Origin of the sequence: Luteimonas arsenica, from assembly GCF_004352825.1 — a bacterium.
GTDB classification, from domain to species: domain Bacteria; phylum Pseudomonadota; class Gammaproteobacteria; order Xanthomonadales; family Xanthomonadaceae; genus Luteimonas; species Luteimonas arsenica.
The window spans coordinates 685,149-711,482 of record NZ_SJRW01000002.1 but is presented as its reverse complement, the minus strand read 5'-3'; the positions used below and the strand labels follow the sequence as shown (position 1 = coordinate 711,482).

The window sequence follows — 26,334 nt, the reverse complement described above, 5'->3', positions numbered from 1 at the left end:
CCATTGCGAGCGCCCTATCTTGCAGCCCGCTGCTGCGGTGTCAAGCACGATTTCCAGCGTTCTGCGCAAGCGATCAGGTTATCGGCGCCCGGGGCCGATGCCAGCTGATAACATTTGTCACTAACTGCCGTGGATGGCCCATATGCCGCTTGATGTCGTCGTCGTGATGGATCCGATCGGGTCGATCAAGATCGCGAAGGACTCGACCTTCGCCATGCTCCTCGAGGCACAGCGCCGCGGCCATCGGCTGCACTACGTTGTACCGGGCGGACTGTCGATGGACGGGGGCCGCCCGCGCGCCCTGGCCGCGCCGCTCGAGGTCCGCGACGACGCCTCAAGCTGGTTCGAACTGGGAACTGCGTCACATCGCGAGTTCACGACCGGCGACGTGGTGCTGATGCGCACCGACCCCCCGGTCGACGCCGACTATATCCACGACACCCAGATCCTCGACATGGCGCGCCTGGCCGGCGCCAACGTGGTCAACGACCCGCGCGGCCTGCGCGACCTGAACGAGAAGCTCGCGGCCCTGCTGTTCCCGCAGTGCTGCCCGCCGACCCTGGTCAGCCGCGAGGCCGCCGCGCTCAAGGCCTTCGTCGCCGAGCACGGCCAGGCGGTGCTGAAGCCGCTGGACGGCATGGGCGGGCGCTCGATCTTCCGCGCCGCGGCCGGCGAAGCGAACCTCAACGTGATCCTGGAGACGCTGACCGGCGGCGGCCGCCACCTGGCCATGGCCCAGCGCTACCTGCCGGAGATCAGCGAGGGCGACAAGCGCATCCTGCTGATCGACGGCGTGCCGGTGGACTACTGCCTGGCGCGCATCCCGCAGGGCGACGAGTTCCGCGGCAACCTCGCCGCCGGCGGCCGCGGCGAAGGGCGCCCGCTCAGTGATCGCGATCGCTGGATCGCCTCGCAGGTAGGCCCGGAGATGGTCAGGCGCGGCATGCGCTTCGTCGGCCTGGACGTGATCGGCGACTGGCTGACCGAGGTCAACGTCACCAGCCCGACATGCATCCGCGAGCTCGACGCGCAGTTCGGGCTGAACATCGCCGGCCTGCTGTTCGACGCCATCGAGCGCGGCGCACCGGGCGCCGCCGCCTGATGCAGCCGCGGGCGGGACATCTGGAGTGAGCACGGCGACGGCACCGGGCGGGGTCGGCGAGCGCGAGCGCCTGGGCGCGACCATGGTGCTGTCGGTGCTGCTGCACGGCATGCTGGTGCTCGGCGTCGGCTTCGCGCTTGAGGACGCCGCGCCGGTGCTGCCGACGCTGGACGTGATCCTCACCCGCACCACCAGCCCGCTGACCCAGGCCCAGGCCGACTTCCTCGCCCAGGCCAGCAACCAGGGCGGCGGCGAGGACGATCTCAGCAAGCGGCCGCGCGACGCCCAGGCCGGGCAGCTGCCGCAGGACGAAGCCGGGGTCGCCCAGCGCGCTGCGCGCGCACAGTCGCCGGACGTGGCGCCGCCGCCCGAGGCGCGCGTGGTCGCCAGCCGCCGCGGCGAAGAAGCGGTGCCCACGCCCGAGGCCACCCCGCAGGTCGAGGAACGCGTGCTGCCGCGCGGGCCGGAGAAGATCGAGCGCGACCTCGCCATGGCCCGCCTGGCCGCCGAGATCCACCTGCAGTCCGAGCGCTACGCCAAGCGCCCCAAGCGCAAGTTCGTCTCCGCCAGCACCCAGGAATGGGCCTATGCGACCTACCTGCGCGCCTGGGTGGACCGGGTCGAGCGCGTGGGCAACCTGAACTACCCCGACGAGGCGCGCCGCCGGCAGCTGTCGGGCACCCTGGTGATCAGCGTCGCCATCCGCCGCGACGGCTCGGTGGAGCGCGCCGAGGTGATCCAGTCCAGCGGCATCCGCCTGCTCGACGACGCCGCGCTGCGCATCGCCCGCCTGGCCGAGCCCTACCCGCCACTGCCGCGGACCGAGGAGGAGATCGACGTCCTCCACGTCACCCGCACCTGGAACTTCCTGCCCGGCGGCGAGCTGGTCGACGACTGAGGGCTCAGCCGCGGCCCTCGCGCGCGGCGGCCTGTTCGGCGAGGGTCAGGGCGACGTTGTTGCGCAGGTAGGCTGGTTCGACCAGCTCCGGTGCGACCGCACCGCCCGCGGCCAGTGCGAGCGCGCCCAGGCGCGCGAGATCCGCGGCGTGCGGCAGCGCAGCGGCATCGACCGAGGCCAGGCGATCGCCGAGATGCCGGGCCAGCGCGCCTTCCGCTGCGGCGAAGCCGGTCCCGGCCCCATGCCAAGGGCCTGCGTGCGGCAGTTCGACCACGTCCGGCGCCACCACCACTTCGGGCGAAAGCGCGCGCACGCCGTCGCCGTCGCGCGCGAAGGCGCCGGCATAGACCTCGCCCATGCGCGCATCGATGGCGGCAAGGATGTCCCCTACGCCCCCGAGTCCGCCTGCGGCGTCCCCGCCGTCCAGCGCGCGCACCCGTCCGAGCGCGAGGACGGCCAGCGTCGACACCGGCACCAGCGGACGGTCCAGCGCCAGCGCGATGCCCTGGGCGATCGAGATGCCCAGGCGCACGCCGGTGAAGGCGCCCGGGCCGCGGCCGACGGCGATGGCGTCAAGATCCCCGCGGCGCAGGCCGGCTTCGGCCAGCAGCGCCTCGGCCCAGGGCAGCGCCAGCTCCGCGTGCCGCCGCGGCGCCAGCTCGACGCGTTCGCGCACCTCGCCGTCGACCATCACGGCGACGGAGCAGGCTTCGGTGGATGTCTCGATGGCAAGCAGGTGCATGGGTGACGGCGGGGGTCGAGGACGGGACAGGGTACCCGGAAGTGGGAGCCGGACAGCACGGATGCCGGCTGGGCATCCCTTGCAGCCATGGCGGGTGCCGCAGCACCGATCGCGGCTGTAGCCGCTCCCACGGATCGGGGTTGCTGCTACCGCTGAACGAGGTCAGTCGGCTGCGAAGAATGCGACGGCGTCGGCGACCTCGCGGGTACGCGGGAACGGCGGCAGCGAGTCGAGGAAGCGCCGGCCGTAACCCTTGCCGAGCAGGCGCGGGTCGCAGAGCACCAGCACGCCGCGGTCGGTCTCGGTGCGGATCAGGCGGCCCACCCCCTGCTTGAGCGCGATCACGGCCTGCGGCACCTGCTCGTCGCGGAAAGGATTGCCGCCGGCCCGGCGGATCGCCTCCAGCCGGGCCTCGAACACCGGATCGTCGGGGGCGGCGAAGGGCAGCTTGTCGATCACCACCACGCTCAGCGCGCCGCCGGCCACGTCCACGCCCTCGCGGAAGCTGGCCGCGCCCAGCAGAACGCCGTTGCCGGACTCGCGGAAGCGTTGCAGCAGCACGTGGCGCGGCGCCTCGCCCTGCACGAACAGCGGCCAGGGGCCACCGCGCAGCGTTTCCGCCGCTTCGCGCAGCGCCCGGTGCGAGGCGAACAGCAGGAAGGCGCGGCCGCCGGAGGCCTCCAGCACCGGGCGCACGGCATCCGCGATCGCGGCGGTGTAGCTGCGCGAGGACGGTTCCGGCAGGCCCGGCGGCAGGTAGCACAACGCCTGGCTGGCCCAGTCGAAGGGGCTGGGCACGAGCAGGGTCCGCGGCTCATCCAGGCCCAGCCGGCGCGAGAGGTGGTCGAAGCGGCCCTCGACCGCCAGCGTCGCCGAGGTGAACACCCAGGCCGCGCGCGAACGCTCGCGGTGCACGCGCAGGGGGCCCGAGACATCGAGCGGAGTGCGCTGCAGGCGGAAGCCCCGGGGGGACAGTTCGTACCAGCGCACGTCGTCGTCGCGCGTGGGGGCGGCGTCTTCGGCGCCGTCGCAGTCACCCGCCGCCACGCCGGCTTCGCCCTCGTCGTCCTGTCCGGCGTCGCGGCCGCCGTCGTCGAGGTCACGCCAGCGCTCCAGCCGACCGCGATGGTCGCGCGCACGCAGCAGGCAGGCCTCCAGCCCCGGCGCGGCGTCGGCCAGCGGCGCCAGGGCATCGGCCAGTGCCAGCAGGGCGGCCGCCAGCGCGTCCAGGCCCTCGGCCACTTCAGGCACCGCGAGCAGCTGCGGCCGGGTCCCACGCACCGGCAGCACGTCCATCGCGGCGCGCAGCAGGCGCGTGGCCTGCTCGACCGCGCGGGCGGGCTCCTGCAACGCGGCCAGCGCGCCGTCGACGCCACGGCACTCGGCAATGGCGTCGCGCGAAAGCTCCACCAGCGGCCGTGCCGACAGGCCTTCGCCGAAGAACTGCGCCGCCAGCTCCGGCAGCTGGTGGGCCTCGTCCACCACGAAGGCCTCGGCGCCGGGCAGGATCTCGCCGAAACCCTCCTGTTTGAGCGCGAGGTCGGCCAGCAGCAGATGGTGGTTGACCACCACCACGTCGGCCTCCTGCGCGCGCTGCCGCGCCTGGACCACGAAGCACTCGCCCCAGAACGGGCACTCGCTGCCCAGGCAGTTGTCGCCGGTGGAAGTAACCATCGGCAGCAGCGGCGAATCCTCGGGCAGGGACTCGAGTTCGGCGAGGTCGCCGAAGCGGGTGCGCCCGCCCCAGGCGACGATGCGCTGGAAGTGTTCGGCCTGGGCCGGGGTCTGGAAGCGGTTCTCGCCGCGCGCGCGCTCCAGCCGGTGGCGGCAGAGGTAGTTGGCGCGGCCCTTCAGCAGCGCGGTGCGCAGGCCCTTGCCGAGCGCATCGCGCACGCGCGGCAGGTCGCGGTGGTAGAGCTGGTCCTGCAGCGCGCGGGTGCCGGTGGAGACGATGGTCTTGCGCCCCGACAGCAGCGCGGGCACCAGGTAGGCGAAGGTCTTGCCGGTGCCGGTACCGGCCTCGGCCAGCAGGGCGGCGCGGTCTTCGAAGGCGGAGGCGACCGCGACGGCGAGGTCCTGCTGCGCGCGGCGCGGGCGGAAACCGGGCAGCACCCCGGACAGGGTGCCGCCTTCGGCCAGCGCCCCGCGGCTGTCGCGCGCGAGCGCGCACTCGCGCGCGGCACCGGCCGGCAGCGGCCCGGGGGCAGGATCGACCGGGACGGCGGGTTCGGCCGCCATGGACTCGGGAAGGCTCATCAGGCCGCCATGATCGCCGCAAACCGCGGCCGGCGGGGTCGTCGGATGGCGGATGCGGTCGTCAGGCTTGTCGCCCACACCCCGCCGCGCGTCACCAGCGCGGCGGGCGCGCCACCCGGCAGGCTTCGATCGCGGCCTTCGCCTCGGCGGCACCCGCGGCATCGCCCTGCACCAGGCTGACCTGCTCGCGGGTGGCCTGGTGGCGGCGGCACAGCGGGCCCACGCCCGAGCCCAGGGCCAGGGCGCGTTCGGCAAGCTCGCCGGCCTGCGCGTACTCGCCCAGGAACAGGGCGGCCTCGGCGCGCTCCTGCAGCAGCGCCGGGTCGTCGGCGACCAGCGCGATGGCCTGGTCGAGCGCCGCGGCGGCATCGGCGTGGTGGCCCTGCTGCTGCAGCCGCTCGGCGCGCTGGCGCAGGTCCTCGACCTGGCTGTCGCGCAGCGGTTGCACGTCCAGTTCACCGTCACCGTCGCCGGCGGCGGCGCGGACGTGCTCGACCATCTGCGCGGGAGTGGCCGAGGTCAGCGGCGGCACGGTCGGCGCGTCGGGCGTGGTCGTGGCGCAGCCGGCGAGCGCCAGCACGAGGGCGATGGCGGGAAGGCGCGGCGCGTGGGGGAAACGGTGGTTCATGCGGTCAAGACTCATCGACGGGGGTTCTGCGGTTCCTGGCTGGACGGCTGCGGCTGGGCGGCGGGATCGCGGCCGCGGCCGATGCCGAACCATTCGCGCCAGCCGCCGCTGGACTGCTCCTCCGGGGGCGGTTCGCGCACGCAGGGTTGCCACGGCGGCGCGAAGCCCTCGGCGAAGGCGAAGCGACGCGCGCCCTCGCAGTCGGCATCGGTGCTGTTGCCGCCGGCCACCCAGCTCCACTCCAGGCCCTTGGCCTGCACCCGCAGCGGCGCGGTGGGCAGGCGCGCGAACATCGCCGACCAGATGCGCATCGCGCCGGTGGCGCCGTACAGGCCGGTCTGCTCGTTCTGGTCGTTGCCGACCCAGACCACGGCCAGGTGGTCGCCGGTCCAGCCGGCGAACCAGCTGTCGCGGCCGTCGTTGCTGGTGCCGGTCTTGCCTGCGGCATTGAGCCGGCCCAGGCCGTCATTGACCAGTTGCCGCCCGGTGCCGGAACTGACCGCGTGCTGCAGGGCCACGGTCACCAGCCGCGCCGCGGTGCGGTCGCCGTCGTCGGGCTGTGGCGGTGCCTTGTCGTAGCGCTTGAGCACGCGGCCTTCGGAATCGAGCACGCCGCGCACGGTGTACAGCGGCTGGATCTCGCCGTCGGAGGCCAGGAACTGGTAGAGCTGGGCCATCGCATACGGGCTCTGGTCGACCGAGCCCAGGATCAGCGCTGGATTGGCCTCGGCCTTGATGCCGGCGAGCTGCTGCACCAGGTTCGCCAGCCGCTCGGGGCGCACCGCCATGCCCACGCGCACCGTGGCCTGGTTGTACGAACGCGCCAGGGCGTCGATCAGGCGCACCGTGCCGTGGCTGCGGCCATCGGAGTTGCCCGGGTTCCAGCGCTTGCCGTTCTGCAGGGTCACCGTGACCGGCGAGTCGTCCACCCACGACGCCAGCGAGTAGCGATCGGGCAGCGCCAGCGCCAGCAGGTAGACGAAGGGCTTGAGCAGCGAACCCACCGGCCGCTGCGCCTCCACCGCGCGGTTGAAGCCGGGCATGGCGACGTCGCGGCTGCCGACCACGGCCACCACTTCGCCGGTGTGGACGTTGGTGACCACCAGGCCCGACTCGAGCGCCGGCCGCTTGCCGCTGGCCAGCGATTCCAGGGTCTTCGTGACCGCCGCCTCCGCATAGGCCTGCGCCGAGGGCGCCATGCCGGTCATCACCGCCAGGCCTGCGCCCTGCAGCTCGTCGGCGGAGTAGTCGCTGGCGAGATGCCGGCGCACCAGGTCGACATAGGCCGGGAAGCGGTTGGCGGCGATGCTGCCCGGCGCGCTGGTCACGCCCAGCGGCGCGGCCAGGGCGCGGTCATGCTCGGCCTGGTCGATGAGGCCGGTTTCCAGCATCTCGCCCAGCACGAAGTCGCGGCGCGACTTCGCCCGCTCCGGATGGCGGCGCGGGTCGTAGTGCGAGGGGCCGCGGATGATGCCGACCATCAGCGCCACCTGCTCGGTGGACAGGTCGTCGAGCCGGCGCCCGAACCAGTATTCCGAGCCGGCGGCGACGCCGCGGATGGCCTGGTTGCCGCGCTGCCCGAGGTAGACCTGGTTGAGGTAGGCCTCGAGGATCACGCCCTTGCCGTAGCGCGCTTCGATGATCAGCGCGTACAGGATCTCGTTGATCTTGCGCGTCCAGGTCTGCTCGCGGCCGATGCCGAGCAGGCCGCTGCGCGCGAGCTGCTGAGTCAGCGTGCTGGCGCCCTGCCGCGCCTCGCCGGCCTTGAGGTTGATCCAGGCCGCGCGCGCGATGCCGCGCACGTCGATGCCGTGGTGGTGGGCGAAATCACGGTCCTCGACCGCCTGCAGGGCGTCGGTGAGCTGCTGCGGCACGTCCTGCACGCGCACCAGCCGGCGCTCCTCCTGCTGCCGCCCGTAGAGCGTGGCGATGCGCGCGGGGTCGAAGCGCACGGCCTCGGCGTCACGGTCGCCGACCAGGTCGCGGAGCTTCGCGACCTCGCCCTGGGCCAGGCGCACTTCCACCCGGCTGGCCGGGACTGTGCCGGCGACGTCGGTGAAGCCACGGCTGGCTATGGTCCAGCGGCCGTCGGCCTCGGCCCAGGTGCCGGGGCGCTGGCCGTCGCCTTCGCGGTAGCCGGCGGCTTCCAGCTCCAGCTTCAGGGTGCGCGCATCCATCGCCGTGCCGGGGGCCAGGGCCAGCGGGCGCGCGTAGACCCGCGTCGGCAGCTGCCACTGCAGCTGGCCGAAGCGCTCGCCGACCTGGTGGTTCAGGTACAGCATGTAGGGGATCAGGAAGCCGAGGCCCAGGCCGGCCGCGGCCAGCACCCAGGTCAGCAGCGTGCGACGCCAGTCGCGGCCGGGGCCGGCATCGTCGTGATCGTCTTCGTCGTATTCGATTCGTGCCATGTGGGCTCGGCGGCCAGGGAAGCGGGGCGCCGGGACGCGGCGCGGTGCAGGAATGCGAGAATGGGGGTCCGTGCGAGTCTAGCCCAGCGCCCGCCATCGGCCAGGCCGCCCGTGATCCCCCTTCAGCCGGAGTTGTCGCAGGATGCCCTACACGCTCGCCGACGCGCGCTTTCTGCTCGCGCGCGCCGCCGGCCTCGCCCACCGCAGCCTGCTGAGCCTGCGCACCCGCGGACTGCGCGCCAGCTGGGAGCGGGCGCGGGCGCAGCTGCTGCCGCCGCCGCAGGCGCTGCGCGAAGGGCTGTACCTGCCACCGGCGACGCCCTTCGAGCCCTTCGCGCTGACCACCAGCGAACGGCCGGTGGCCAGCATCGTGATCCCGGTCTACGGCCAGTTCGCGCACACCCTGGCCTGCCTGCGGGCGCTGGCGGCGCATCCGCCGGAAGCACCGTTCGAAGTGATCGTGGTCGACGACGGCTCGGCCGATGAAACCCCGGAGCGGCTGCCGCGCGTGGACGGCCTGCGCTACCACCGCCGCGCGGCCAACGGTGGCTTCATCGCCGCCTGCAACGACGGTGCCGTGCTGGCCCGCGGCGAGTACCTGGTCCTGCTCAACAACGACACCGTGCCGCAGCCGGGCTGGCTGGATGCGCTGCTGGCGACCTTCCGCGACCACCCCGACGCCGGGCTGGTCGGCGCGCAGCTGCTCTACCCCGACGGCCGCCTGCAGGAAGCCGGCGGCGTGGTGTTCAGCGACGGCAACGCCTGGAACTACGGCCGCTTCGGCGATCCTGAGGATCCGCGCCATGCCTACGTGCGCGATGCCGATTACGTCAGCGGCGCCGCGATCGCCCTCCCCCGGCAGCTGTTCCTCGATCTCGGCGGCTTCGATGCGCGCTACGCACCGGCCTATTACGAGGACACCGACCTCGCCTTCGCGGTGCGCGCGGCGGGCCGACGGGTGCTCTACCAGCCGGCCGCGCGCGTGGTCCACGACGAGGGCACCAGCTCCGGCACCGACACCGGCAGCGGTGTGAAGGCGCACCAGGTACGCAACCGCGAGGTGTTCCTCGCCCACCGCCGCGAGGCCCTCTCGAAGCTGCGGCCGCCGCACGAACCTTCGCCGGCGACCCTCCACGTCGGGCAGCGCCAGGTGCTGGTGATCGATGCCCTTACCCCGCAGCCCGACCGCGACTCCGGCTCGCTGCGGTTGTTCAACCTGATGCGCCTGCTGCGCGCGGAAGGCGCGCACGTCGTGTTCCTGCCGTCCAACCGCCGATACGACGGCCGCTATACCGACGCCCTGCGCCAGCTCGGCGTCGAGGCCTGGTGCGCGCCGCACGGTGCGCGCGCGCCGGCCTGGCTGGCGGAACACGGGGCGCGCTTCGACGTGGTCATGGCCTGCCGACACTACGTCGCCAGCGAGTTCCTGCCGCTGCTGCGCCGCCACGCGCCGCAGGCGAAGCGGGTGTTCGACAGCATCGACCTGCACTACCTGCGCGAGGCGCGAACGGCCGAGGTGTCCGGCGATCCCGCGCTGGCCCGGGCCGCGCGGCGCACCCGGAGCCAGGAACTCGCGGTGATCGCGGCCGCGGACACCACCCTCGTGGTCAGCGAGGTCGAACGCGGGGTGCTGGCAGAGGACGCGCCGGGCGCGCGCGTGGAGGTACTGTCCAACCTCCACAGCGTGGTGGGGCCGGGCCTGCCCTATGACCAGCGCCACGACCTGGTCTTCGTCGGCGGCTTCCGGCATCCGCCCAACGTCGACGCCGTGCGCTGGTTCGTGACCGAGGCGTGGCCGAAGGTACACGAGCGGCTGCCCGACGTGCGCTTCCACTGCATCGGTGCCGATGTGCCGCCGGAGATCGAGGCGTTGGCCGCGATTCCCGGCGTGCAAGTACACGGCTACGTGCCCGACATCACGCCGTACATGGACGGCTGCCGACTGGCGCTGGCGCCGCTGCGCTACGGCGCCGGGGTCAAGGGCAAGGTCAACCTGAGCATGGCCCACGGCCAGCCGGTGGTCGCCACCAGCTGCGCCGCCGAAGGCATGCACCTGGCCGACGGCCACGACGTGCTGGTGGCCGACGACGCCGCCAGCTTCGCCGACGCGGTGGTCCGGGCGTACGGCGACCGCGCGCTCTGGGAGCGGCTGGCCGCCAACGGGCTGGACAACATCGATCGCCACTTCTCCGCGGACGCGGCGCGGGATGTGGTGCGGAGGGTGTTCTTCGACTGAAGCCGATGCTCAGTCGAAGCGGAGCGCGGCCGCCGCCGCACGCACCCGCAGTTCGAACTCGGCCAGGCCCGGAACCCCGGGATCGAACCGGCGCGCGGCGGCCAGCGCGCTGCGCGCATTGGCGACCTCGCCCGCGCCCAGGCGCTCATCGCCCACGGCCAGCCAGCGTTCGGCCAACTGCCGCCGCGCCGACGCCAGGTCGGTATCTTCTTCGCCCAGGGCCGCGCGCGCATCCAGGCAGTCACCGGCCCGGCGGAGGCTGTTGGCGCGAAGCTCGCGCATGTGGCAGTCGCGCACCAGGGGCAGCAGACGGGCCACCGCCCCGGCCACTTCCGCTGAATCCGGCGCCAGCCTCAGCGCCTCGGCCAACTGGTCGACGGCGCCCTCCCCCTGCGGGGCCAGCAGGCGGCCGGCGGCTTCTGCGGCCCGGGCGGACGCAAGCAACGCGGATACGCGGCGTGACCGCTCCGCCGCATCCATCGGGGCCGCATCCGCGCCGGCCTCCGGCACCGCGCCGGCCCCCGCTTCCGCCTGCCGCCCGGCTTCACCGGCCAGCAGGCGCGCAAGCCCTTCGGCATCCAGCCGGGTTTCCTCCATCAGTCGCGCCAGGGTGTCCGGCAGGTCGACGTGGACGGGATCGTAGGTGCGGACGATGGCGACCAGCCGCGCGGCCTCGCCGGTGTCGCCCGCGCGCAGCGCCTCGCGCGCCTGCGCGAGCAGTTCGGCGAGCGCGTCCTCGCGCCCACGCAGCGCGCCGGCGTGGGCGGGCTCCAGGGCCAGCACGTGGGCATACAGCGGCAGCGCGCTGCCGACGCCGCCCTCGATCAGGCCCTGGGCATGGGCCTCCTCGGCGTGGGCGAACAGGCCGTCCACGCCCACGTGGCCCGCCTCGCGCTGGCGCAGCACGGCGGCAATGGCGTCGGCCTCGGCGCGCGGCACGGCCAGCGCGCGCGCCAGCGCCAGCTGCCTGCGGGCATCGTCGAAGCGGTCTTCGGCCAGCGCCGCGCTGGCCTGCTCCAGCGCGGCCAGCGCCACCCTCGCGAGTCCCTGGCGGGCCTCGGCGCGATCGGGATCCATGGCCAGGGCGGCCTCGTACAGTTCGCGCGCGCCGCTGCCGTCTTCCGCGCTCAGGCGGCCTTCGGCCAGGGCCTGCTCGGCCTCGGCGTACAGGGCCTGGGCCCGGGTCTGCGGCCACAGCCAGGTCGCGACCGGCACGCGCAGCATCGCCAGCGCGACCACCGCCAGCATCGAGCCGATCAGCCAGGCCCGCCAGTGGCGGCGCATCCCCAGGCGCTCCGGCAGCGCGGCCAGCCAGCGCGCGATGGCACCGGCACCGGGCGGATCGGGGAAACGGTCGGCGTGCCTGCGCGAATTCACGCGCGGAAGCATAGACGGCCGGCGATGAACGCGCCGTCTCAGGCGCGCTGCGCGCGCTCCACGCCCGGCAGCGCTTCCAGCCGTCCCAGCAGCCGCGAGAGCTGGCCGAAGTCCGACACCCTCAGCCCCAGCCGCAGCTGGACCCGGCCCTGCCCGCGCCCCACGCCACCACCATCGATCGACAGCACGTGCGCGTCCTCCTGCGCGATCAGGTTGGTCACGTCCTTCAGCAGGTGCTTGCGGTCCACCGCATCCAGCACCACGGAGGCGTCGTGGCCGCTGCCCGGGCCGCCCCACTCCACCGCCAGCACGCGCTGCGGTTCCTTCGCCGCCAGCCGCGCGAACGAGGCGCAGTCGGCCCGGTGCACGCTGACGCCACGGGCACGGGTCAGGTAGCCGGCGATGGCCTCGCCGGGCAGCGGCTGGCAGCAGCGCGCGATCTGCGCCAGGAGGTTGTCGACGCCGACCACGGTGAAGTCGGGACCGCCACCGCGGCGCACGCGGCGTGGCGCGCGCAAGGCGATGACGCCGTCGTCGGGCTCGCCGGCCGCGGCCTCGCGCTGCGCCTTCTCGTGCTCGGCCAGCGCCCGCGCCACCTGGTGCGGGCCGACATCGCCCAGCGCCACCAGCACGTGCAGGTCGTCCACGGCGTCGACATTGAAGCGCTTGAGCACCGGCGCGAGGTCGGCCTGGCCCAGGCCCACGCGCTTGAGCTCGCGTTCAAGCAGCTCGCGGCCGTCCTGCAGGTTGCGCGCGCGATCGAGCTTGTGGAACCAGGCCCGCACCTTCTCGCGCGAGCGCGCGCTGGCGAGGTAGCCGTTGTTGGCCAGCAGCCAGTCGCGGCGCGGCTCGGCGACCTTGGCGGTCATGATCTCGACACGGTCACCGCTGCGCAGCACGTGGTCCAGCGGCACGATGCGGCCGTCGACCTTGGCGCCGCGGCAGCGGTGGCCGACCTCGGTGTGCACGCGGTAGGCGAAGTCCAGCGGGGTCGCACCGCGCGGCAGGTCGACCACCTCGCCCTTCGGAGTCAGCGCGTAGATGCGGTCCTCGACCAGTTCGGTGTCGAAGGCGCCGGCCAGCGCGCTGTCTCCGGTCTCCGTGGTGGCCTCCAGCAGGCTGCGCATCCACTCGATCTTGCGGTTGACCGCGGCCTCGCCGGCGGCCGAGCGCTGCGAGCCGCCGCTTTCCTTGTAGCGCCAGTGCGCGGCCACGCCGCGCTCGGCCTGCTCGTGCATCTCGCGGGTGCGGATCTGCACTTCCAGGGTCTTGCCCTCGGGCCCGACCACGGCGGTGTGCAGGGAGCGGTAGTCGTTGTTCTTGGGGCGCGCGATGTAGTCGTCGAACTCGCCCGGCACCGGCGTCCACAGCGCATGCACCGTGCCCAGCGCGGCGTAGCAGGCCTGCACGTCGTCGACCAGCACGCGCACCGCGCGCAGGTCGTAGAGTTCGCCGATGGGCACGTCCTTCTTCTGCATCTTCTTCCAGATGCTGTAGATGTGCTTCGGGCGGCCGGCGATGTCGCCGTCGATGCCTGACGCGCGCAGCGCCTCGCCCAGGACCGCGGTCACTTCGGCGATGTAGCGCTCGCGCCCGGCGCGCTTGTCGTCGAGGAGCTTGGCGATGCGGCGGTAGGTGTCGGGCTCGAGGTGGCGGAAGGCCAGGTCCTCGAGTTCCCACTTCAGCTGCCAGATGCCCAGGCGGTTGGCCAGCGGCGCGTGGATGTCGCGGGTCAGTCGCGCCAGCGCCAGGCGCTCGTCGTCGGCAAGCGTGGTGGCCGCGCGCATCCGCGCCAGCTGCCGTGCGAGCAGCACCAGCACCACGCGCAGGTCGCGCACCAGCGCCAGCAGCAAGCGGCGCAGGCCCTCGTGGCCGCGGCCGGAGGCCTGTTCGGCGTGCAGGGCCCAGACCTGGTTGGCGGCCTCCTGGCCTTCAAGCAGGGCCGGGATCGCCGCGCCCGGGCCCTTGCCCACGGCTTCGAACCGTCCCGCCCAGGCCGGCACCGCGTGCAGGATGGCGGCGGCCATCACCTCGCCGTCGGCCTCCAGCAGCGCCAGCGCCTCCAGGGTGTCCTGGAGTACGGGCCAGGCGTCGATGCAGGGCGCCGGGGCGCCGTCCGCGACCTCGCGCAGCCGCGCGGCCATCGACGCCGGCAGCGCACGCAGCGCCGGCAGCGCCAGCAGGGCCTCGATGTCCACGGTGTCGACCACGACGCAGCGCCAAAGCGGGGGGTGGGACGGTCTACACTAGCCCGACCTCGCCATCGGGAACAGACGCCATGCCGGTACGCAGCATCCTCCTTGCCGCCCTGCTCTTCGTCGCAGCGCCCGCCGCCGCCCAGCAGCAGGCGATCGAGAGCCAGATGACGCCCGACGAGTTCAAGGCCGCGGGCCTGGACAAGCTCAGCGCCGACGAACTCTCGCGCCTCAACGCCTGGCTCAACCGCACCATCGAAGACGAGACCGCCAAGGCCACCAGCGACGCCAAGGCCAAGGTCGTCGAGGAGCACCGCGGCTTCGCCACCTTCGGTTCGAGCGAGCCGATCGATTCGCGCATCAGCGGCGAATTCCGCGGCTTCGCCACCGGCCGCGAGTTCACCCTGGACAACGGCCATGTGTGGAAGCAGGTGGACGACTCCAAGCTGTCGGGCGTGCGCCTGGACAACCCCGCGGTGCGCCTGAACTCCAGCGTCATGGGCAACGCCTGGTACATGAAGGTCGAGGGCTACAACACCCGCGCCAAGGTCGTCCGCATCAAGTAAGGGCGGCCAGCCGCGCGGCCAGCTTCTTCGGCGACACCCCGCCCTTCGCGCCCAGTTCCTGCGCGAAGAGCTGGACGCGCAGTTCCTCCAGGTCCCAGCGCAGGGCCTGCCAGCCCGGATCGCCCTCGTGGCCCCCGGCGCGCGCGCGCGCCAGGGCGTCGGCGAAGGGCTTGATCTCGAGCATGCGCTGCTGGTCGCGCGAGGGGTCGTTGAGCGCACGGGCGGCGCGGGTCGCCAGCGCCTTCAGGTAGCGCGGGTAGTCGGCCAGCGCCGCCGCGGGCACGTCGCGCAGGAAGCCGGCGGGCACCAGCGCCGCCAGCTGCGCCTGCATGTCGTCGAGATTGCCGCGCGCCCAGCCCATCAGCTGGCCTTCCAGCGCGGCGCGCACCTCGGCCACGCGGGCGAGGATCGCCTCGGCCTGCTGCAGGCGGCGCATGGCTTCGGGGAACAGGGCCTTGCCGACCGACTCCACCTTCGCGGCAAAGACGGCGGGATCACGGACCTCGACCAGACCCTCGGCGGTGAGCGCGGCGAAGGCACCGTCCACCAGGTCCTCGCGCAGGGTATCGGCCGGGCGGCTGCCGCCGGCTTCGCGCGGCGCCGTGGATTCGATCGCGGCGTAGAGCAGCGCCGTCTTCGGCTGCACGGGCAGTTGCTTGCGCGCCTGGCGCATGCGGTCGGCGAGCGCGATCGTGAGCAGGCGACGGACGCCGGCGGGATGCCGGCGCGCGGCCTCGGCGCGGTCGGCGTGCACGTCCAGCGACACACCATCGCCATCATCGTGCAGCGCCGGGAACGCGGGCACGCCGCCGGCGCCCGGCACCGAGACCGGAATCGGCGCGTCGGGGAAGGTAGTCAGCGCCTCGCGCGCGAGGCCGGCGGCGGCGTGGCTGGCGAAGGCGTCGGCGGCGCGGGCGCCGAAGCGCGCGCGCAGTTCGTCCAGTTCGCGGGATTCGGCCAGCACCCTGCGGCCGTCGGCGTCGAGCAGGCGCAGGTTGGCGCGCAGGTGCGGCTCGACCGCCTCTGCGTCGAAGTCGGTGGCGGCGATCTCCACCCCGGTCAGGCGCTTGAGGAAGCGTGCCAGGGCGCCGTCGATGCTGTCGGCCGCCGCATCGGCGCTGCCATGGGCCTCGGCGAAGGCGCGGGCGAAGTCGGGCGCGGGCACGAAGTTGCGGCGCAACGCCTTGGGCAGGCCGCGCAGCAGGGCGGTGGCCTTCTCCTGCACGAAACCCGGTGCCAGCCAGCCCAGGCGCGGCGCGTCCAGGGCGTTGAGCAGGTGCAGCGGCACCACCACGGTCATGCCGTCGTCGGGCGCACCGGGTTCGAAGCGGTAGTGCACGGCCAGGCGCGCGTCGCCCAGCGCGAAGTAGGCCGGGAAGCGGTCGGCGTCGCTGCCGTCGGCAACCAGCAGCTCGTCGCGGGTCCACTGCAGCGTGCGGCGCTGCTCCTTCGGCAGCTTCGAATACCAGGCATCGAGCGCCTGCGCGCTGATGACTTCGGCCGGGATGCGGTCGCGGTACCAGCGCAGCATCCACTCCTCGTCGACCACCAGGCCGGTGCGGCGCTGCTTGGCCTCCTCCTCCTCCGCGGAGGCCAGCGTGCGCCGGTTGCGGGCGACGAAGTCGGCGCGCAGGTTGATCTCGCCGGCGACCAGGCCATCGCGCAGGAACAGTTCGCGCGATTCCTCCGGGTAGTGGACGCCGTAGTGGAAGGGCCGCGCCGCGGCCAGCACCAGGCCGAACAGCGAAACCTGCTCGCTGCCGACCACCCGCCCCTGCTTCCGCGACCAGCGCGGGTCGAAATGGCGGCGCGAGAGCAGGTGCGTCAGGCCGGCTTCGATCCATTCCGGCTCGATGGCGGCATTGGTCAGGGCCCAGACCTTCTCGGTGTCGAGCAGGGTCGCCGACAGCACCCACGGCGGCGGCCGCGAGGACAGGGTCGAACCCGGGAACAGCTGGAAGCGCCGCCCGCGCGGGCCTTCGTAGGTGGCCTGCCGGCGCTTGTCGCGCTCGGGCAGGGCGTGGCCGACCTGGGTCGGCAGGCCAGCCAGCAGCGCAAGATGAAGCGACGCATAGGCCTCGTCTCCCTCCCCCGCCTGCGCAGATCTTCGCGAGGTTGCCCCCATCTGCCCTTCGGGCGTATTCCCCCGCTCGCGGGGGAAGAGGTCGCGCGCGGAGAGGTCGAGGTCGGGCCAGAGGGCTTCGCACTGCAGCTTCAGCTGCCGGTGCAACTCGCGCCATTCGCGCATGCGCAGGAAGCCGAGGAAGTTGCGGTCGCACCACTTGCGCAGCTGCGACTGGGTCAGGTCCTCGTGCGCGTTGCGGTAGGCCTCCCATAGCCGGAGGATGGCTACGAACTCCGACTTCGGGTCGCTGAAGGCGGCGTGGGCGGCGTCGGCCGCGGCGCGCTGGTCGGCCGGGCGCTCGCGCGGGTCCTGGATGCCCAGGAAGGCGGCGATCACCAGCAGCTCGCGCAGGCAGCGGCGTTCGTTCGCGGCCACGAGCATGCGCGCCAGCTTCACGTCCACCGGCAGCTTCGCCATCAGCCGGCCGGTCGCGGTGAGCTTGCGCGCAGCGTCCACGGCGCCCAGCTCGGCCAGCTGCTGCCAGCCGTCGGCGATCGCGCGCACGTCGGGCGGCTCGAGGAAGGGGAAATCCTCGATGTTCCCCAAGCCCAGCGACAGCATCCGCAGGATCACGCCGGCCAGCGCGGCGCGGCGGATCTCGGGATCGGTGAACTCCGGCCGGGCGGCGAAATCGAGTTCGTCGTAGAGCCGGTAGCAGGTGCCCGGGGCGATGCGACCGCAGCGGCCGGCGCGCTGGTTGGCGCTGGCCTGGCTGACCGGTTCGATATGCAGGCGGTCGAGCTTCTGCCGCGGACTGTAACGCTTCACCCGCGCCAGACCCGGATCGACCACGTAGTGGATGCGCGGCACCGTCAGCGAGGTCTCGGCGACGTTGGTGGCGAGCACGATGCGGCGCTGCGGTCCCGGGTTGAACACCCGGTCCTGGTCGCGCGCCGACAGCCGCGCATACAGCGGCAGCACCTCGGTGTGGCGGTACTTGCGGCCTTCCAGCGCGCGGTGCGCGTCGCGGATCTCGCGCTCGCCGGGCAGGAACACCAGCACGTCGCCGCCCATGCCCTGGCCGCCGCGCATGATCTCGTCGCAGGCGGCGACGATGCCTTCGCTCACCGACTTGCCGTCGCCGTCCTCGCCGCCGCTGCCGTCCAGCGGGCGGTAGCGCATCTCGACCGGGTAGCCACGGCCTTCGACCGAAACCACCGGGGCATCGTTGAAGTGCGCCGCGAAGCGCGCGGTGTCGATGGTCGCCGAGGTCACCACCAGCTTCAGGTCCGGCCGCCGCGCCAGCAGCTGCTTCAGGTAGCCCAGCAGGAAGTCGATGTTGAGGCTGCGCTCGTGGGCCTCGTCGATGATCAGGGTGTCGTATCGCGACAGCCAGCGGTCGGACTGGATCTCGGCCAGCAGGATGCCGTCGGTCATGAACTTGACCGCGGTCTGTTCGCCCACGTTCTCGGTGAAGCGCACCTGGTAGCCGACCGCGCCGCCCAGCGGCACCTGCAGCTCCTCGGCCACCCGGCGCGCCACCGCGCGTGCGGCGATGCGCCGCGGCTGGGTGCAGCCGATCATGCCGGCGGCGCCACGGCCTGCGGCCAGGCACAGCTTGGGCAGCTGGGTGGTCTTGCCCGAACCGGTTTCGCCGGCCACCACGACCACCTGGTGCGCACGCAGCAGCTCCACGATGCGCTCGGCCTCGCCGGCGATCGGCAGCGACGGGTCGACCATCGCCCGGGGCAGGTTCGCGGCGCGCGCCTCGCGCAGCGCCAGCGAGCGCGCCAGCGCCTGCTCGAAGGCCTTGCGCGCGGCATCGTCGCCGCGCGCCTGGTCCCAGCGGCGCCACAGCCCGAGCAGGCGGCCACGGTCGCGGCTCAGGCCACCGTCGATGGCCTTGCGCGCCGCCCGTCTTGACGCCGGACTTGCATCGGCAGGACTAGACTCCATCTCATTCATGCAATTTCAGACATACCTGATCGCGTCATTTCCCCTCCCTATCGCGCCCATTGTCGCGCGCTGAACAGAAAGGACACAGTGATGGCCAAGAGCAAGCCCAAGACCACCAAGCGCGCCGCGAAGACGGCCACGCCGGTCGCCTCGCCCTCCACCGCCTCGATGGCCCCGGGGGTCGATATCGGGATCGCGGACAAGGATCGCAAGAAGATCTCGCAGGACCTCGCCCAGTTCCTGTCCGACAGCTTCACCCTGTACCTGAAGACCCACAACTTCCACTGGAACGTGACCGGGCCGATGTTCAACTCGCTGCATGCGATGTTCATGGACCAGTACACCGAGCAGTGGAACGCGCTGGACGAGACCGCCGAACGCATCCGCGCCCTGGGCTACAACGCGCCGGGCTCGTACGCCGAGTTCATCAAGCTGTCCTCGATCGTCGAGGAGCCGGGCCTGACCAAGGCGCCGGACTGGAAGGACATGGTGCGCCAGCTGGTGGAGGGCAACGAGGCCGTCTGCCGCACCGCGCGCAGGGCCCTGTCCCACGCCGACAGCGCCGGCGACGATCCCACCGTCGACCTGCTGACCCAGCGCCTGCAGGTCCACGAGAAGAACGCCTGGATGCTGCGCTCGCTCCTGCAGTGAAGTCGCATCCGCTGCGCGTCTGACGACCACGGGTTTCGCGGTGCGAAACCCGTGCACTGCACATTGCGCCCCCGATCCCCGCGCCGTTGGCGCGCCCCCTTACCAAGGGGGCTTTCCTCCAGAACGATCGAGGTAACGAGTCAGCCGGGCCGCAGTCTGGCGCACCATCGCGGCGCCTCCTGACACGAAGCCGGGGATCCGCGAATTGGCCGGTGCCTGGATCGCCGGTATCCTTGAAGACATGTCGTCAGCACACGAGCAGTCGCCACTTGAAGTTCTGCGGCGTGTCTTCGGCCACGAGGCCTTCCGCGGCGAGCAGGCCGCGATCATCGAACATGTGGCCGCCGGCGGCGACGCCCTGGTGCTGATGCCCACCGGCGGCGGCAAGTCGCTGTGCTACCAGGTGCCGGCCCTGCTGCGCGAGGGCTGCGCGATCGTGATCTCGCCGCTGATCGCGCTGATGCAGGACCAGGTCGAGGCGCTGCGCCAGCTGGGCGTGCGCGCGGCCTTCCTCAACTCCACCCTCGAGGGCGCCGAGGCCGCGGCGGTCGAGCGCCAGCTGCGCGAAGGCACGCTCGACCTGCTCTACGTCGCGCCGGAGCGGCTGCTGACGCCGCGCTTCATGTCGCTGCTGGATGCCAGCCGCATCGCCCTGTTCGCCATCGACGAGGCGCACTGCGTCTCGCAGTGGGGTCACGACTTCCGCCGCGAGTACCGTGAGCTGACCGTGCTTCACGAGCGCTGGCCGCAGGTGCCGCGGATCGCGCTCACCGCCACCGCCGACCCGCCGACCCAACGCGAGATCGCCGACCGCCTCCAGCTCGACGGCGCCCGCCGCTTCGCCAGTTCCTTCGACCGCCCCAACATCCGCTACACCGTCGTCCACAAGGACAACGGCCGCCGCCAGCTGCTGGACTTCATCGAAGGCCACCGCGGCGAGGCCGGCATCGTCTATTGCCTGTCGCGCAACAAGGTCGAGAAGACCGCGGCCCTGCTGGTCGAGGCCGGCATCGACGCCCTGCCCTACCACGCAGGCCTCGACGCCTCGGTGCGCGCCGCCAACCAGCGCCGCTTCCTGCTCGAGGACGGCGTGGTGGTGGTGGCGACGATCGCCTTCGGCATGGGCATCGACAAGCCCGACGTGCGCTTCGTCGCGCACATGGACCTGCCCAAGTCGATCGAGGGCTACTACCAGGAGACCGGCCGCGCCGGCCGCGACGGCGACCCCGCCGAGGCCTGGATGTGCCAGGGCCTGGGCGACGTGGTGCTGCTGCGGCAGATGATCGACCAGTCCGAGTCCGGGGAAGACCGCAAGCGCCTGGAGCACCGCAAGCTCGACGCCCTGGTCGGCTACTGCGAATCCACCCGCTGCCGGCGCCAGGTGCTGCTGGCCTGCTTCGGCGAGGACTATGCCGGCCAGGGTGCCGGCCAGCCCTGCGGCAACTGCGACAACTGCCTCAATCCGGCCGAAACCTGGGACGCCACCGTGGCCGCGCAGAAGGCGCTGTCCTGCGTCTACCGCACCGGCCAGCGCTTCGGCGCCGCGCACCTGATCGACGTGCTGCGCGGCTCGGAGTCGGAGCGGATCCGGCAGTTCGGGCACGATGCGCTGAGCACGTATGGCGTCGGCACCGAGCTCGATTCACGCGCCTGGCGCGGCGTGTTCCGCCAGCTTGTGGCCGCGGGCCTGCTCGAGGTCGACAGCGAGGGCTATGGCGGCCTGCGGCTGACCGCGGAAAGCCGCGATGTGCTGCAGGGACGGCGCGAAGTGCTGCTGCGCAAGGAGGCGCCGCGGCCGCGCGGGCGCGGGCGCGACGGCGACGCACGCGCCGCCCGGCCGGTGGTCGAGGTGGCTCGCGCCGACCAACCGCTGTTCGAGTCCCTTCGCGCAATGCGCACCCGACTGGCGCGCGAGCAGGGCGTGCCGCCCTACGTGATCTTCCACGACGCCACCCTGCGCGAGATCGCCCGCCTGCGCCCGCGCACCCCAGGGGACCTGTCCCTGATCGGCGGCATCGGCGCCGGCAAAATCGAGCGTTACGGAGACGAGGTGCTGGACGTCGTGGCGGAGGCGGAGGCGGCCTGAGATTCCCTGGATCACCGCGGGACTGTCGCCCGGGGCTCGGAGGCAGGCGATCAGGTTTGTTGGTGGGCCGTGATGGATTCGAACCATCGACCAGCGGATTAAAAGTCCGATGCTCTACCGACTGAGCTAACGGCCCACGGAACGCGGAATTATGTCATGCCCCCGAGGGCCTCGCAGCGCATGACCCGGGTCAAGGCCGGCCGCGGCCCGGCGGGCCCATACTTGCCGCATGGCCAGTCCCGACACCGGCGCCCCCGGCGCGCCGGCTACCCGCCCCGGGCCCGCACACGACGCGGGCCACCTCCCCGACGAGGCCGGCATCACCCGCCTCGTCCACGCCTTCTATGCGCGCGCCCGCACCGACTGGCTGCTTGGCCCGGTCTTCGCGGCTGCGGTTGACGACTGGGACGAACACCTCGACACCCTGGTGCGCTTCTGGTCCTCGGTGCTGCTGCGCGCGGGCAGCTATCGCGGCAACCCGATGGCCGCGCACCGGCCGCTGGGCCTGGACGACCCGCACTTCGCACGCTGGCTTGCGCTCTGGGACCGCACCGCGCACGAAGTGCTGCCGCGCGACCAGGCCCGCCACGTGTTCGAAACCGCCGAGCGCATCGGCCGCTCGCTGCGCATCGGGCTCGAGATCGACCCGCTGCGCCGCCTGCGCCGCGCCGACGACGCGCCGGCCTGCCTGCATCGGAGCCCGGAACCGCCATCGTCACCCACCGACCCGGACCGCGGTGACGCATCCGGCGCAGGCGCCCCTGCTGGCAGCGGGCCTCAGCCCGAGTAACGGGTCGGATCGGCCACGCCTGCGGCCGCGAAACCCTCCGCGCGCAGCGCGCAGGCATCGCAGTGCCCGCAGGCACGCCCGTCAGTATCGGCGCTGTAGCACGACACCGTCTGCGCGAAGTCCACGCCCAGGCGCAGGCCCTCGCGCACGATGTCGGCCTTGGACAGGTGCTGCAGCGGCGCGTGCACACGGATGCCGGCGCCATCCACGCCGGCCTTGGTCGCCAGGTTCGCCAATTGCTCGAAGGCGGCGATGAACTCCGGGCGGCAGTCCGGGTAGCCGGAATAGTCGACCGCGTTGACGCCGCAGAAGATGTCCGCTGCGCCCAGCACCTCGGCCCAGCCCAGGGCGATCGACAGCATGATGGTGTTGCGCGCCGGCACGTAGGTCACCGGAACGCCGGCGCTGCCCGGCTCGGGCACGTCGATGTCGTCGGTCAGGGCCGAGCCGCCGATCGCCCGCAGGTCCACGCCCACCACCTTGTGCGCGACCGCGCCCTGCCCCGTCGCCAGCGCGGCCGCGGCGTCGAGCTCGGAGGTATGCCGCTGGCCGTAGGCCACGCTCAGCGCGTGCACGGCGAAGCCCTGCTCGCGGGCGATGGCGAGGACGACGGCGGAATCCATGCCACCGGACACGAGGACGACTGCTTTTTTCAACGAAGACTCCAGGGATCGGGTGGGCGCGGGCGCGGTGCCCGCGTAGCGGATCGCCGGCGCAGGCTCAGCGCCCGGGCTCGTCGTTCCAGAGGATCTTGTGCAGCTGCATCTGGAAGCGCACCGGCAGGCGGTCGCCGACGATCCAGTCGGCCAGTTCGCGCGCGCCGACCTCGGACTTGCTCGGCGAGAACAGCACGTCGCAGCGTTCGTGGAGCGCATGCTCCGCCACCACGCCACGCGCCCAGTCATAGTCCGCGCGGCTGCAGATGACGAACTTGACCTGGTCGTGCGCCGTCAGCAGCGGCAGGTTCGACCACAGGTTGCGCGCCTCCTCGCCCGAGCCCGGGGTCTTGATGTCGAGCACCCGCGACACGCGCGGATCGACCGCCGCGATGTCGATCGCGCCCGACGTCTCCAGCGAGACCACGTATCCGGCATCGCACAGGCGCCTCAGCAGACCGATGCAGCGCTTCTGCGCCAGCGGCTCGCCGCCGGTCACGCAGACGTGGCGCACACCGTGGCCGGCGACTTGATCCAGGATCGCGTCGATGTCCCGCCATTCCCCGCCGTGGAAGGCGTAGGCGGTGTCGCAGTAGGTGCAGCGCAGCGGGCAGCCGGTCAGGCGCACGAACACGGTCGGCCAGCCGGCGTCGCGCGCCTCGCCCTGGAGCGACAGGAAGATCTCGGTGATGCGGAGCCGGTCCGGGGCCACGGCCGTGGCCGCGCCGGACTCGGCGACTGGGGTGTCCATGGCCGTGATTGTATCGCGGGCGCCGTCGCGCCCCGGGGGCCCCTCAGCGCAGGCTGTTGAGCTGGATCGAGCGCAGGCGGTCGTCGGCGGTCCGCGCGGCATCGGTGCCGGGGTACTGCTCGGCGACGCGTGCCAGCGTGGCCTCGGCGGCCATCAGGTCGTTCTGGCCATACTGCGACAGGCCGATCTTGAGCAGGGCGCCGGGCACCTTGTCGTGCGTGGGCCAGCGCTGGAGGATCGCCTGGAACTGGGCCTGCGCGTTGCCGTAGTCCTGGACCAGGTAGTAGCTCTCGCCCAGCCAGTACGTGGCGTTCGGAGCGTAGGAGCCGGTCGGGTACAGGCGCAGGAACTCGTTGAACAGCCTGACCGAGGTCTCGTAGTCGCCCCCGCGCAGGGCGGCGAAGGCGGTTTCGTAGGCACCACGCTCGTCGGCGGCGTTGGCCAGCAGGCCGGCGTCGCCGAACACGATCGGCGCACTGTCGGAAGCCGTCGGCGCGGCCGACGGCCTGGCGGGCGTCGAGGCGGTAGCGGCAGGCGCCGCGGCGGCAGCGGGCACGGCCGCGCCGGGCTGCGCACCGGCCCCACCCTCGAGGGTGTTCAGGCGGTCGTCTACGTCGAGGTACTGGTTGCGGACGCTGGTTTCCAGCGCCTGGTTCTGCTGCTGCAGCTCCTCGACCTGGCCGCGCAGGGCACGCACTTCCTCGCGCAGCGCGGTGAGCTGGTTGAGCAGGTCGACATTGCCCTGGTTGTTCGAGGCCTGTGCCTCGAGCGCGGCCACGCGCTCGCCCAGGCTGGCGCGCTGGGCCGCGGCCGGCGGCGACACCAGGGTGGCCGAGGCGGCGGTGGCAAGGACGAGGCTGGCGATCAGATGGCTGCGGGTCATGGCGTTGGCATCGTGTTTTCGGACTCTGGAAAGACAATCGGCAGCTGGCGGGGTTCCCGCCAGCTGCCGACGTGCCGCGTTCGCGCCGCCGATCAGCGGGCGGTGTAGGTGATCTCGACGCGGCGGTTCTTCGCCCAGCAATCCTCGTTCGAGGCGGTGCAGGTCGGGCGCTCTTCGCCGTAGCTGGTCACCGTCTGCTGGCCGGCCGAACCACCGTTGGCCTGCAGCGCGGACGACACCGCGTTGCCGCGGCGCTCGCCGAGGCCCAGGTTGTAGTCGCGGCTGCCGCGCTCGTCGGCGTGGCCTTCCAGGGTGATGCGGGCCGACGGACGGTCACGCAGGTACTTGGCGTGGCAGGCCATCGCGGCCTGGAACTCCGGACGCAGCGCGTCCTGGTCGAGGTCGAAGTAGACCGTGCGCTGGCGCAGGCAGGCGTCGGTGTCCAGGTCCTCGGGGCCGTAGGCGCCCGGGGTGGTGGCCGGCTGGGTGGTGGTCGGGGTGGTCGGGGTGGCAGGCGGGGCCTCTTCCTTCACCTTCTTGGAGCAGGCAACGGCGGCCGTGCAGAGCAGGGCCGTGAGCAGTACGCGGGTTGGGGTGTTCATCTCGTCGATCCTTCTGCAGGGTATGGCACAGTGAATTCACATTGCTGTATCGGCCGTGCACGCGGCGTCATCATCGTTCGCGGTAGGGCCCCCACGCCGGCTCACGGACGTTGCCGTCAGCGAGTACCAGCCGCTGGCGCACCCGCCCGTCGGCAGAGACGGCATACAGGACTCCCCTGCTTCCTTCCCTGCCCGCATACAGGACCATGCTGGCGTTCGGAGCGAAGCTCGGCGATTCGTCGAGCGACCCCGGCGACAACGTGGACCAGCGCGGCGTCCCCAGGCTGCGATCCAGCAGTGCAATACGGTATACGTTTCCTGAACCCTGCGCCACGGCGATCTTCGTGTCGTCGAAGGACACGGTGGGGCTTGCGTTGTAGTTGCCCTGGAAGGTCACGCGGGTGGCGCTCCCGCCAGTGGCCGGGACCTGGTAGACCTGCGGCCGACCGCCGCGGTCGGAGGTGAAGTAGATGCTGCGGCCGTCGGCGCTCCACACCGGCTCGGTGTCGATGCCCATCTGGCTGGTCAGCTGGGTCAGCGCCTTGCTACCGAGGTCCATTACGTAGATCTCGGGGCTGCCGTTGCGCGACAGGGTCAGGGCCAGGCGGTTGCCGTCGGGCGAGAACGCCGGCGAGCTGTTGATGCCGCGGAAGCTGGCCACCCGCTCGCGGGCGCCGGTGCCCAGATCCTGGATGTAGATCGCGGAATTGTTGTTGTGCTCGAAGGAGACGTAGGCCAGCTTGCGGCCGTCCGGGCTCCAGTCGGGCGACATCAGCGGCTCGGTCGAGCGCACCACCACCTGCGGGTTGTGGCCGTCGGCGTCGGCGACCATCAGCGCATAGCGGGTGCCGTCGCCGGTGCCGGTCGAGGTCACGTAGGCGACGCGGGTCCAGAACGCGCCGCGCACGCCAAGGATCTTCTCGTAGATCGCGTCGGCGATCTGGTGGCCGACGTCGCGCATGGCGTTGGCGCGCCCGGTCATCGCGATCCCGAGCAGGCGCTCCTGCTTGGCCACGTCGAACAGCTCGTACTCCACCCGATAGGCGCCGCCGCCGGCGTCGACCACGCGGCCGACCACCAGGAAGTCCTGCCGGAGGGTGCGCCAGGTGGCGTAGTTGACCTCGCCGCCGCGGGTGGGCCGCTCGATCATGTCCTGCTCGGGCAGGCCGCGGAACTGGCCGGAGCGGGCCAGATCCTCGCGCACCACGCGGGCGACGTCGGTGTCCGGGGCCGCGCCGCTGCCCTGGTAGGGCATGGGCACCACCGCGATCGGCAGCGCCTGGGCGTTGCCACCGACGATGTCGATCTCGAGGCCGCCCTGCTGCGCGCTGGCGGCGAACGGCAGGAGGAGTGCGAGGCAGGCGACCAGCCACGCACGCGTGGTCAGGGCCAGCCGACGTTGGAATCGGGTCATACCGGGACTCCGGGGACGGGGTGGGAAGGGTGACAGGATGGCCGTGAAGGCGCTCACAAGGATGAACGGATG

General features: G+C 72.5%; 19 protein-coding genes and 1 tRNA gene. 7 read left to right on the top strand and 13 right to left on the bottom strand.

The genetic code is table 11. The features are described 5' to 3' along the window. Positions 1-142: 142 nt before the first annotated feature. The gene (gene gshB, locus E2170_RS10760) at positions 143-1,102 is read left to right on the top strand and encodes a glutathione synthase (RefSeq protein WP_133000646.1); all 960 of its coding nucleotides are present in this window, start codon (positions 143-145) and stop codon (positions 1,100-1,102) included. A gap of 25 nt (positions 1,103-1,127) precedes the next feature. After that, a complete protein-coding gene (locus E2170_RS10755; protein ID WP_133000645.1) occupies positions 1,128-2,000 on the top strand; it encodes an energy transducer TonB in 873 nt (290 codons plus the stop codon). A gap of 4 nt (positions 2,001-2,004) precedes the next feature. Here E2170_RS10755 and tsaB read toward each other — a convergent pair whose 3' ends face one another. The 4 genes from tsaB to mrcB form a co-directional block, all read right to left on the bottom strand. Then, entirely contained in the window at positions 2,005-2,742 is a 738-nt protein-coding gene (gene tsaB / locus E2170_RS10750) for a tRNA (adenosine(37)-N6)-threonylcarbamoyltransferase complex dimerization subunit type 1 TsaB (RefSeq protein WP_133000644.1), read from the bottom strand. Between the two features lie 162 nt (positions 2,743-2,904). Then, a complete protein-coding gene (gene yoaA, locus E2170_RS10745) occupies positions 2,905-4,998 on the bottom strand; it encodes a DNA repair helicase YoaA (RefSeq protein ID WP_243708151.1) in 2,094 nt (697 codons plus the stop codon). A 91-nt stretch (positions 4,999-5,089) separates the two neighbouring features. Beyond that, the gene (locus E2170_RS10740) at positions 5,090-5,626 is read right to left on the bottom strand and encodes a hypothetical protein (RefSeq protein ID WP_133000643.1); all 537 of its coding nucleotides are present in this window, start codon (positions 5,624-5,626) and stop codon (positions 5,090-5,092) included. A gap of 11 nt (positions 5,627-5,637) precedes the next feature. Then, positions 5,638-8,034 (bottom strand): penicillin-binding protein 1B, encoded by a 2,397-nt coding sequence (mrcB, locus tag E2170_RS10735; protein WP_133000642.1) that lies wholly within the window; start codon positions 8,032-8,034, stop codon positions 5,638-5,640. Positions 8,035-8,176: 142 nt separating this feature from the next. Between mrcB and E2170_RS10730 the strand changes: the two genes are divergently transcribed. Next, on the top strand, positions 8,177-10,270 hold the full coding sequence (locus E2170_RS10730; RefSeq protein ID WP_133000641.1) for a glycosyltransferase: 2,094 nt from the start codon (positions 8,177-8,179) through the stop codon (positions 10,268-10,270). Positions 10,271-10,279: 9 nt separating this feature from the next. Here the strand turns inward: E2170_RS10730 and E2170_RS10725 are convergent, their stop codons facing one another. Continuing rightward, positions 10,280-11,647, bottom strand: coding sequence for a hypothetical protein (locus E2170_RS10725; protein ID WP_243708150.1), 1,368 nt, complete (start codon positions 11,645-11,647; stop codon positions 10,280-10,282). A 38-nt stretch (positions 11,648-11,685) separates the two neighbouring features. Continuing rightward, positions 11,686-13,791, bottom strand: a complete 2,106-nt coding sequence (locus tag E2170_RS10720) for a bifunctional (p)ppGpp synthetase/guanosine-3',5'-bis(diphosphate) 3'-pyrophosphohydrolase (protein WP_133001175.1) — start codon at positions 13,789-13,791, stop codon at positions 11,686-11,688. A 134-nt stretch (positions 13,792-13,925) separates the two neighbouring features. Between E2170_RS10720 and E2170_RS10715 the strand changes: the two genes are divergently transcribed. Then, the gene (locus E2170_RS10715; RefSeq protein WP_133000640.1) at positions 13,926-14,408 is read left to right on the top strand and encodes a hypothetical protein; all 483 of its coding nucleotides are present in this window, start codon (positions 13,926-13,928) and stop codon (positions 14,406-14,408) included. Here E2170_RS10715 and hrpA read toward each other — a convergent pair. Beyond that, complete coding sequence (gene hrpA / locus E2170_RS10710; RefSeq protein ID WP_133000639.1) at positions 14,401-18,438, bottom strand: ATP-dependent RNA helicase HrpA; 4,038 nt, start codon at positions 18,436-18,438, stop codon at positions 14,401-14,403. The genes E2170_RS10715 and hrpA overlap by 8 nt on opposite strands. An 81-nt stretch (positions 18,439-18,519) precedes the next feature. On the opposite strand from hrpA, the gene E2170_RS10705 reads away from it, so the two are divergent. Together E2170_RS10705 and recQ are read left to right on the top strand one after the other, a co-directional pair. Then, positions 18,520-19,080: a ferritin-like domain-containing protein gene (locus E2170_RS10705; protein ID WP_133000638.1), complete on the top strand. Its 561-nt coding sequence runs from the start codon at positions 18,520-18,522 to the stop codon at positions 19,078-19,080. Between the two features lie 241 nt (positions 19,081-19,321). After that, positions 19,322-21,166, top strand: a complete 1,845-nt coding sequence (recQ, locus tag E2170_RS10700) for a DNA helicase RecQ (RefSeq protein ID WP_133000637.1) — start codon at positions 19,322-19,324, stop codon at positions 21,164-21,166. A gap of 60 nt (positions 21,167-21,226) precedes the next feature. Here recQ and E2170_RS10695 read toward each other — a convergent pair. Further along, a tRNA-Lys gene (locus E2170_RS10695) sits at positions 21,227-21,302 on the bottom strand. Between the two features lie 93 nt (positions 21,303-21,395). On the opposite strand from E2170_RS10695, the gene E2170_RS13910 reads away from it, so the two are divergent. After that, entirely contained in the window at positions 21,396-21,956 is a 561-nt protein-coding gene (locus E2170_RS13910) for a group III truncated hemoglobin (RefSeq protein WP_207914966.1), read from the top strand. Here E2170_RS13910 and queC read toward each other — a convergent pair. The 5 genes from queC to tolB all read right to left on the bottom strand — a co-directional run bounded on the left by queC (position 21,944) and on the right by tolB (position 26,262). Further along, positions 21,944-22,612 carry a 7-cyano-7-deazaguanine synthase QueC gene (gene queC / locus E2170_RS10685; protein WP_133000636.1) on the bottom strand — a complete coding sequence of 223 codons (669 nt, stop codon included), beginning with the start codon at positions 22,610-22,612 and terminating at the stop codon, positions 21,944-21,946. The two genes, E2170_RS13910 and queC, sit on opposite strands and share 13 nt — an antisense overlap. A 64-nt stretch (positions 22,613-22,676) precedes the next feature. After that, on the bottom strand, positions 22,677-23,363 hold the full coding sequence (gene queE / locus E2170_RS10680; RefSeq protein ID WP_133000635.1) for a 7-carboxy-7-deazaguanine synthase QueE: 687 nt from the start codon (positions 23,361-23,363) through the stop codon (positions 22,677-22,679). Between the two features lie 43 nt (positions 23,364-23,406). Beyond that, the gene (gene ybgF / locus E2170_RS10675) at positions 23,407-24,246 is read right to left on the bottom strand and encodes a tol-pal system protein YbgF (protein WP_133000634.1); all 840 of its coding nucleotides are present in this window, start codon (positions 24,244-24,246) and stop codon (positions 23,407-23,409) included. A 92-nt stretch (positions 24,247-24,338) separates the two neighbouring features. Then, positions 24,339-24,848, bottom strand: a complete 510-nt coding sequence (pal, locus tag E2170_RS10670; protein ID WP_133000633.1) for a peptidoglycan-associated lipoprotein Pal — start codon at positions 24,846-24,848, stop codon at positions 24,339-24,341. Positions 24,849-24,918: 70 nt separating this feature from the next. Then, the gene (gene tolB / locus E2170_RS10665) at positions 24,919-26,262 is read right to left on the bottom strand and encodes a Tol-Pal system beta propeller repeat protein TolB (RefSeq protein WP_133000632.1); all 1,344 of its coding nucleotides are present in this window, start codon (positions 26,260-26,262) and stop codon (positions 24,919-24,921) included. Positions 26,263-26,334 lie beyond the last annotated feature (72 nt).

Excerpts from the sequence above, each read along its gene's own strand:
- E2170_RS10715 (WP_133000640.1), top strand. The coding sequence starts at position 13,926 with ATGCCGGTACGCAGCATCCTCCTTGCCGCCCTGCTCTTCGTCGCAGCG.
- gshB (WP_133000646.1), top strand. The coding sequence starts at position 143 with ATGCCGCTTGATGTCGTCGTCGTGATGGATCCGATCGGGTCGATCAAG.
- ybgF (WP_133000634.1), bottom strand. The coding sequence starts at position 24,246 with ATGACCCGCAGCCATCTGATCGCCAGCCTCGTCCTTGCCACCGCCGCC.
- tolB (WP_133000632.1), bottom strand. The coding sequence starts at position 26,262 with ATGACCCGATTCCAACGTCGGCTGGCCCTGACCACGCGTGCGTGGCTG.
- E2170_RS13910 (WP_207914966.1), top strand. The coding sequence starts at position 21,396 with ATGGCCAGTCCCGACACCGGCGCCCCCGGCGCGCCGGCTACCCGCCCC.
- yoaA (WP_243708151.1), bottom strand. The coding sequence starts at position 4,998 with ATGAGCCTTCCCGAGTCCATGGCGGCCGAACCCGCCGTCCCGGTCGAT.
- recQ (WP_133000637.1), top strand. The coding sequence starts at position 19,322 with ATGTCGTCAGCACACGAGCAGTCGCCACTTGAAGTTCTGCGGCGTGTC.
- E2170_RS10705 (WP_133000638.1), top strand. The coding sequence starts at position 18,520 with ATGGCCAAGAGCAAGCCCAAGACCACCAAGCGCGCCGCGAAGACGGCC.
- E2170_RS10740 (WP_133000643.1), bottom strand. The coding sequence starts at position 5,626 with ATGAACCACCGTTTCCCCCACGCGCCGCGCCTTCCCGCCATCGCCCTC.
- tsaB (WP_133000644.1), bottom strand. The coding sequence starts at position 2,742 with ATGCACCTGCTTGCCATCGAGACATCCACCGAAGCCTGCTCCGTCGCC.
- E2170_RS10730 (WP_133000641.1), top strand. The coding sequence starts at position 8,177 with ATGCCCTACACGCTCGCCGACGCGCGCTTTCTGCTCGCGCGCGCCGCC.
- hrpA (WP_133000639.1), bottom strand. The coding sequence starts at position 18,438 with ATGAATGAGATGGAGTCTAGTCCTGCCGATGCAAGTCCGGCGTCAAGA.
- queE (WP_133000635.1), bottom strand. The coding sequence starts at position 23,363 with ATGGACACCCCAGTCGCCGAGTCCGGCGCGGCCACGGCCGTGGCCCCG.
- pal (WP_133000633.1), bottom strand. The coding sequence starts at position 24,848 with ATGAACACCCCAACCCGCGTACTGCTCACGGCCCTGCTCTGCACGGCC.
- mrcB (WP_133000642.1), bottom strand. The coding sequence starts at position 8,034 with ATGGCACGAATCGAATACGACGAAGACGATCACGACGATGCCGGCCCC.
- E2170_RS10720 (WP_133001175.1), bottom strand. The coding sequence starts at position 13,791 with ATGGCCGCGCGGCTGCGCGAGGTCGCGGACGGCGCCCCGGCGCCCTGC.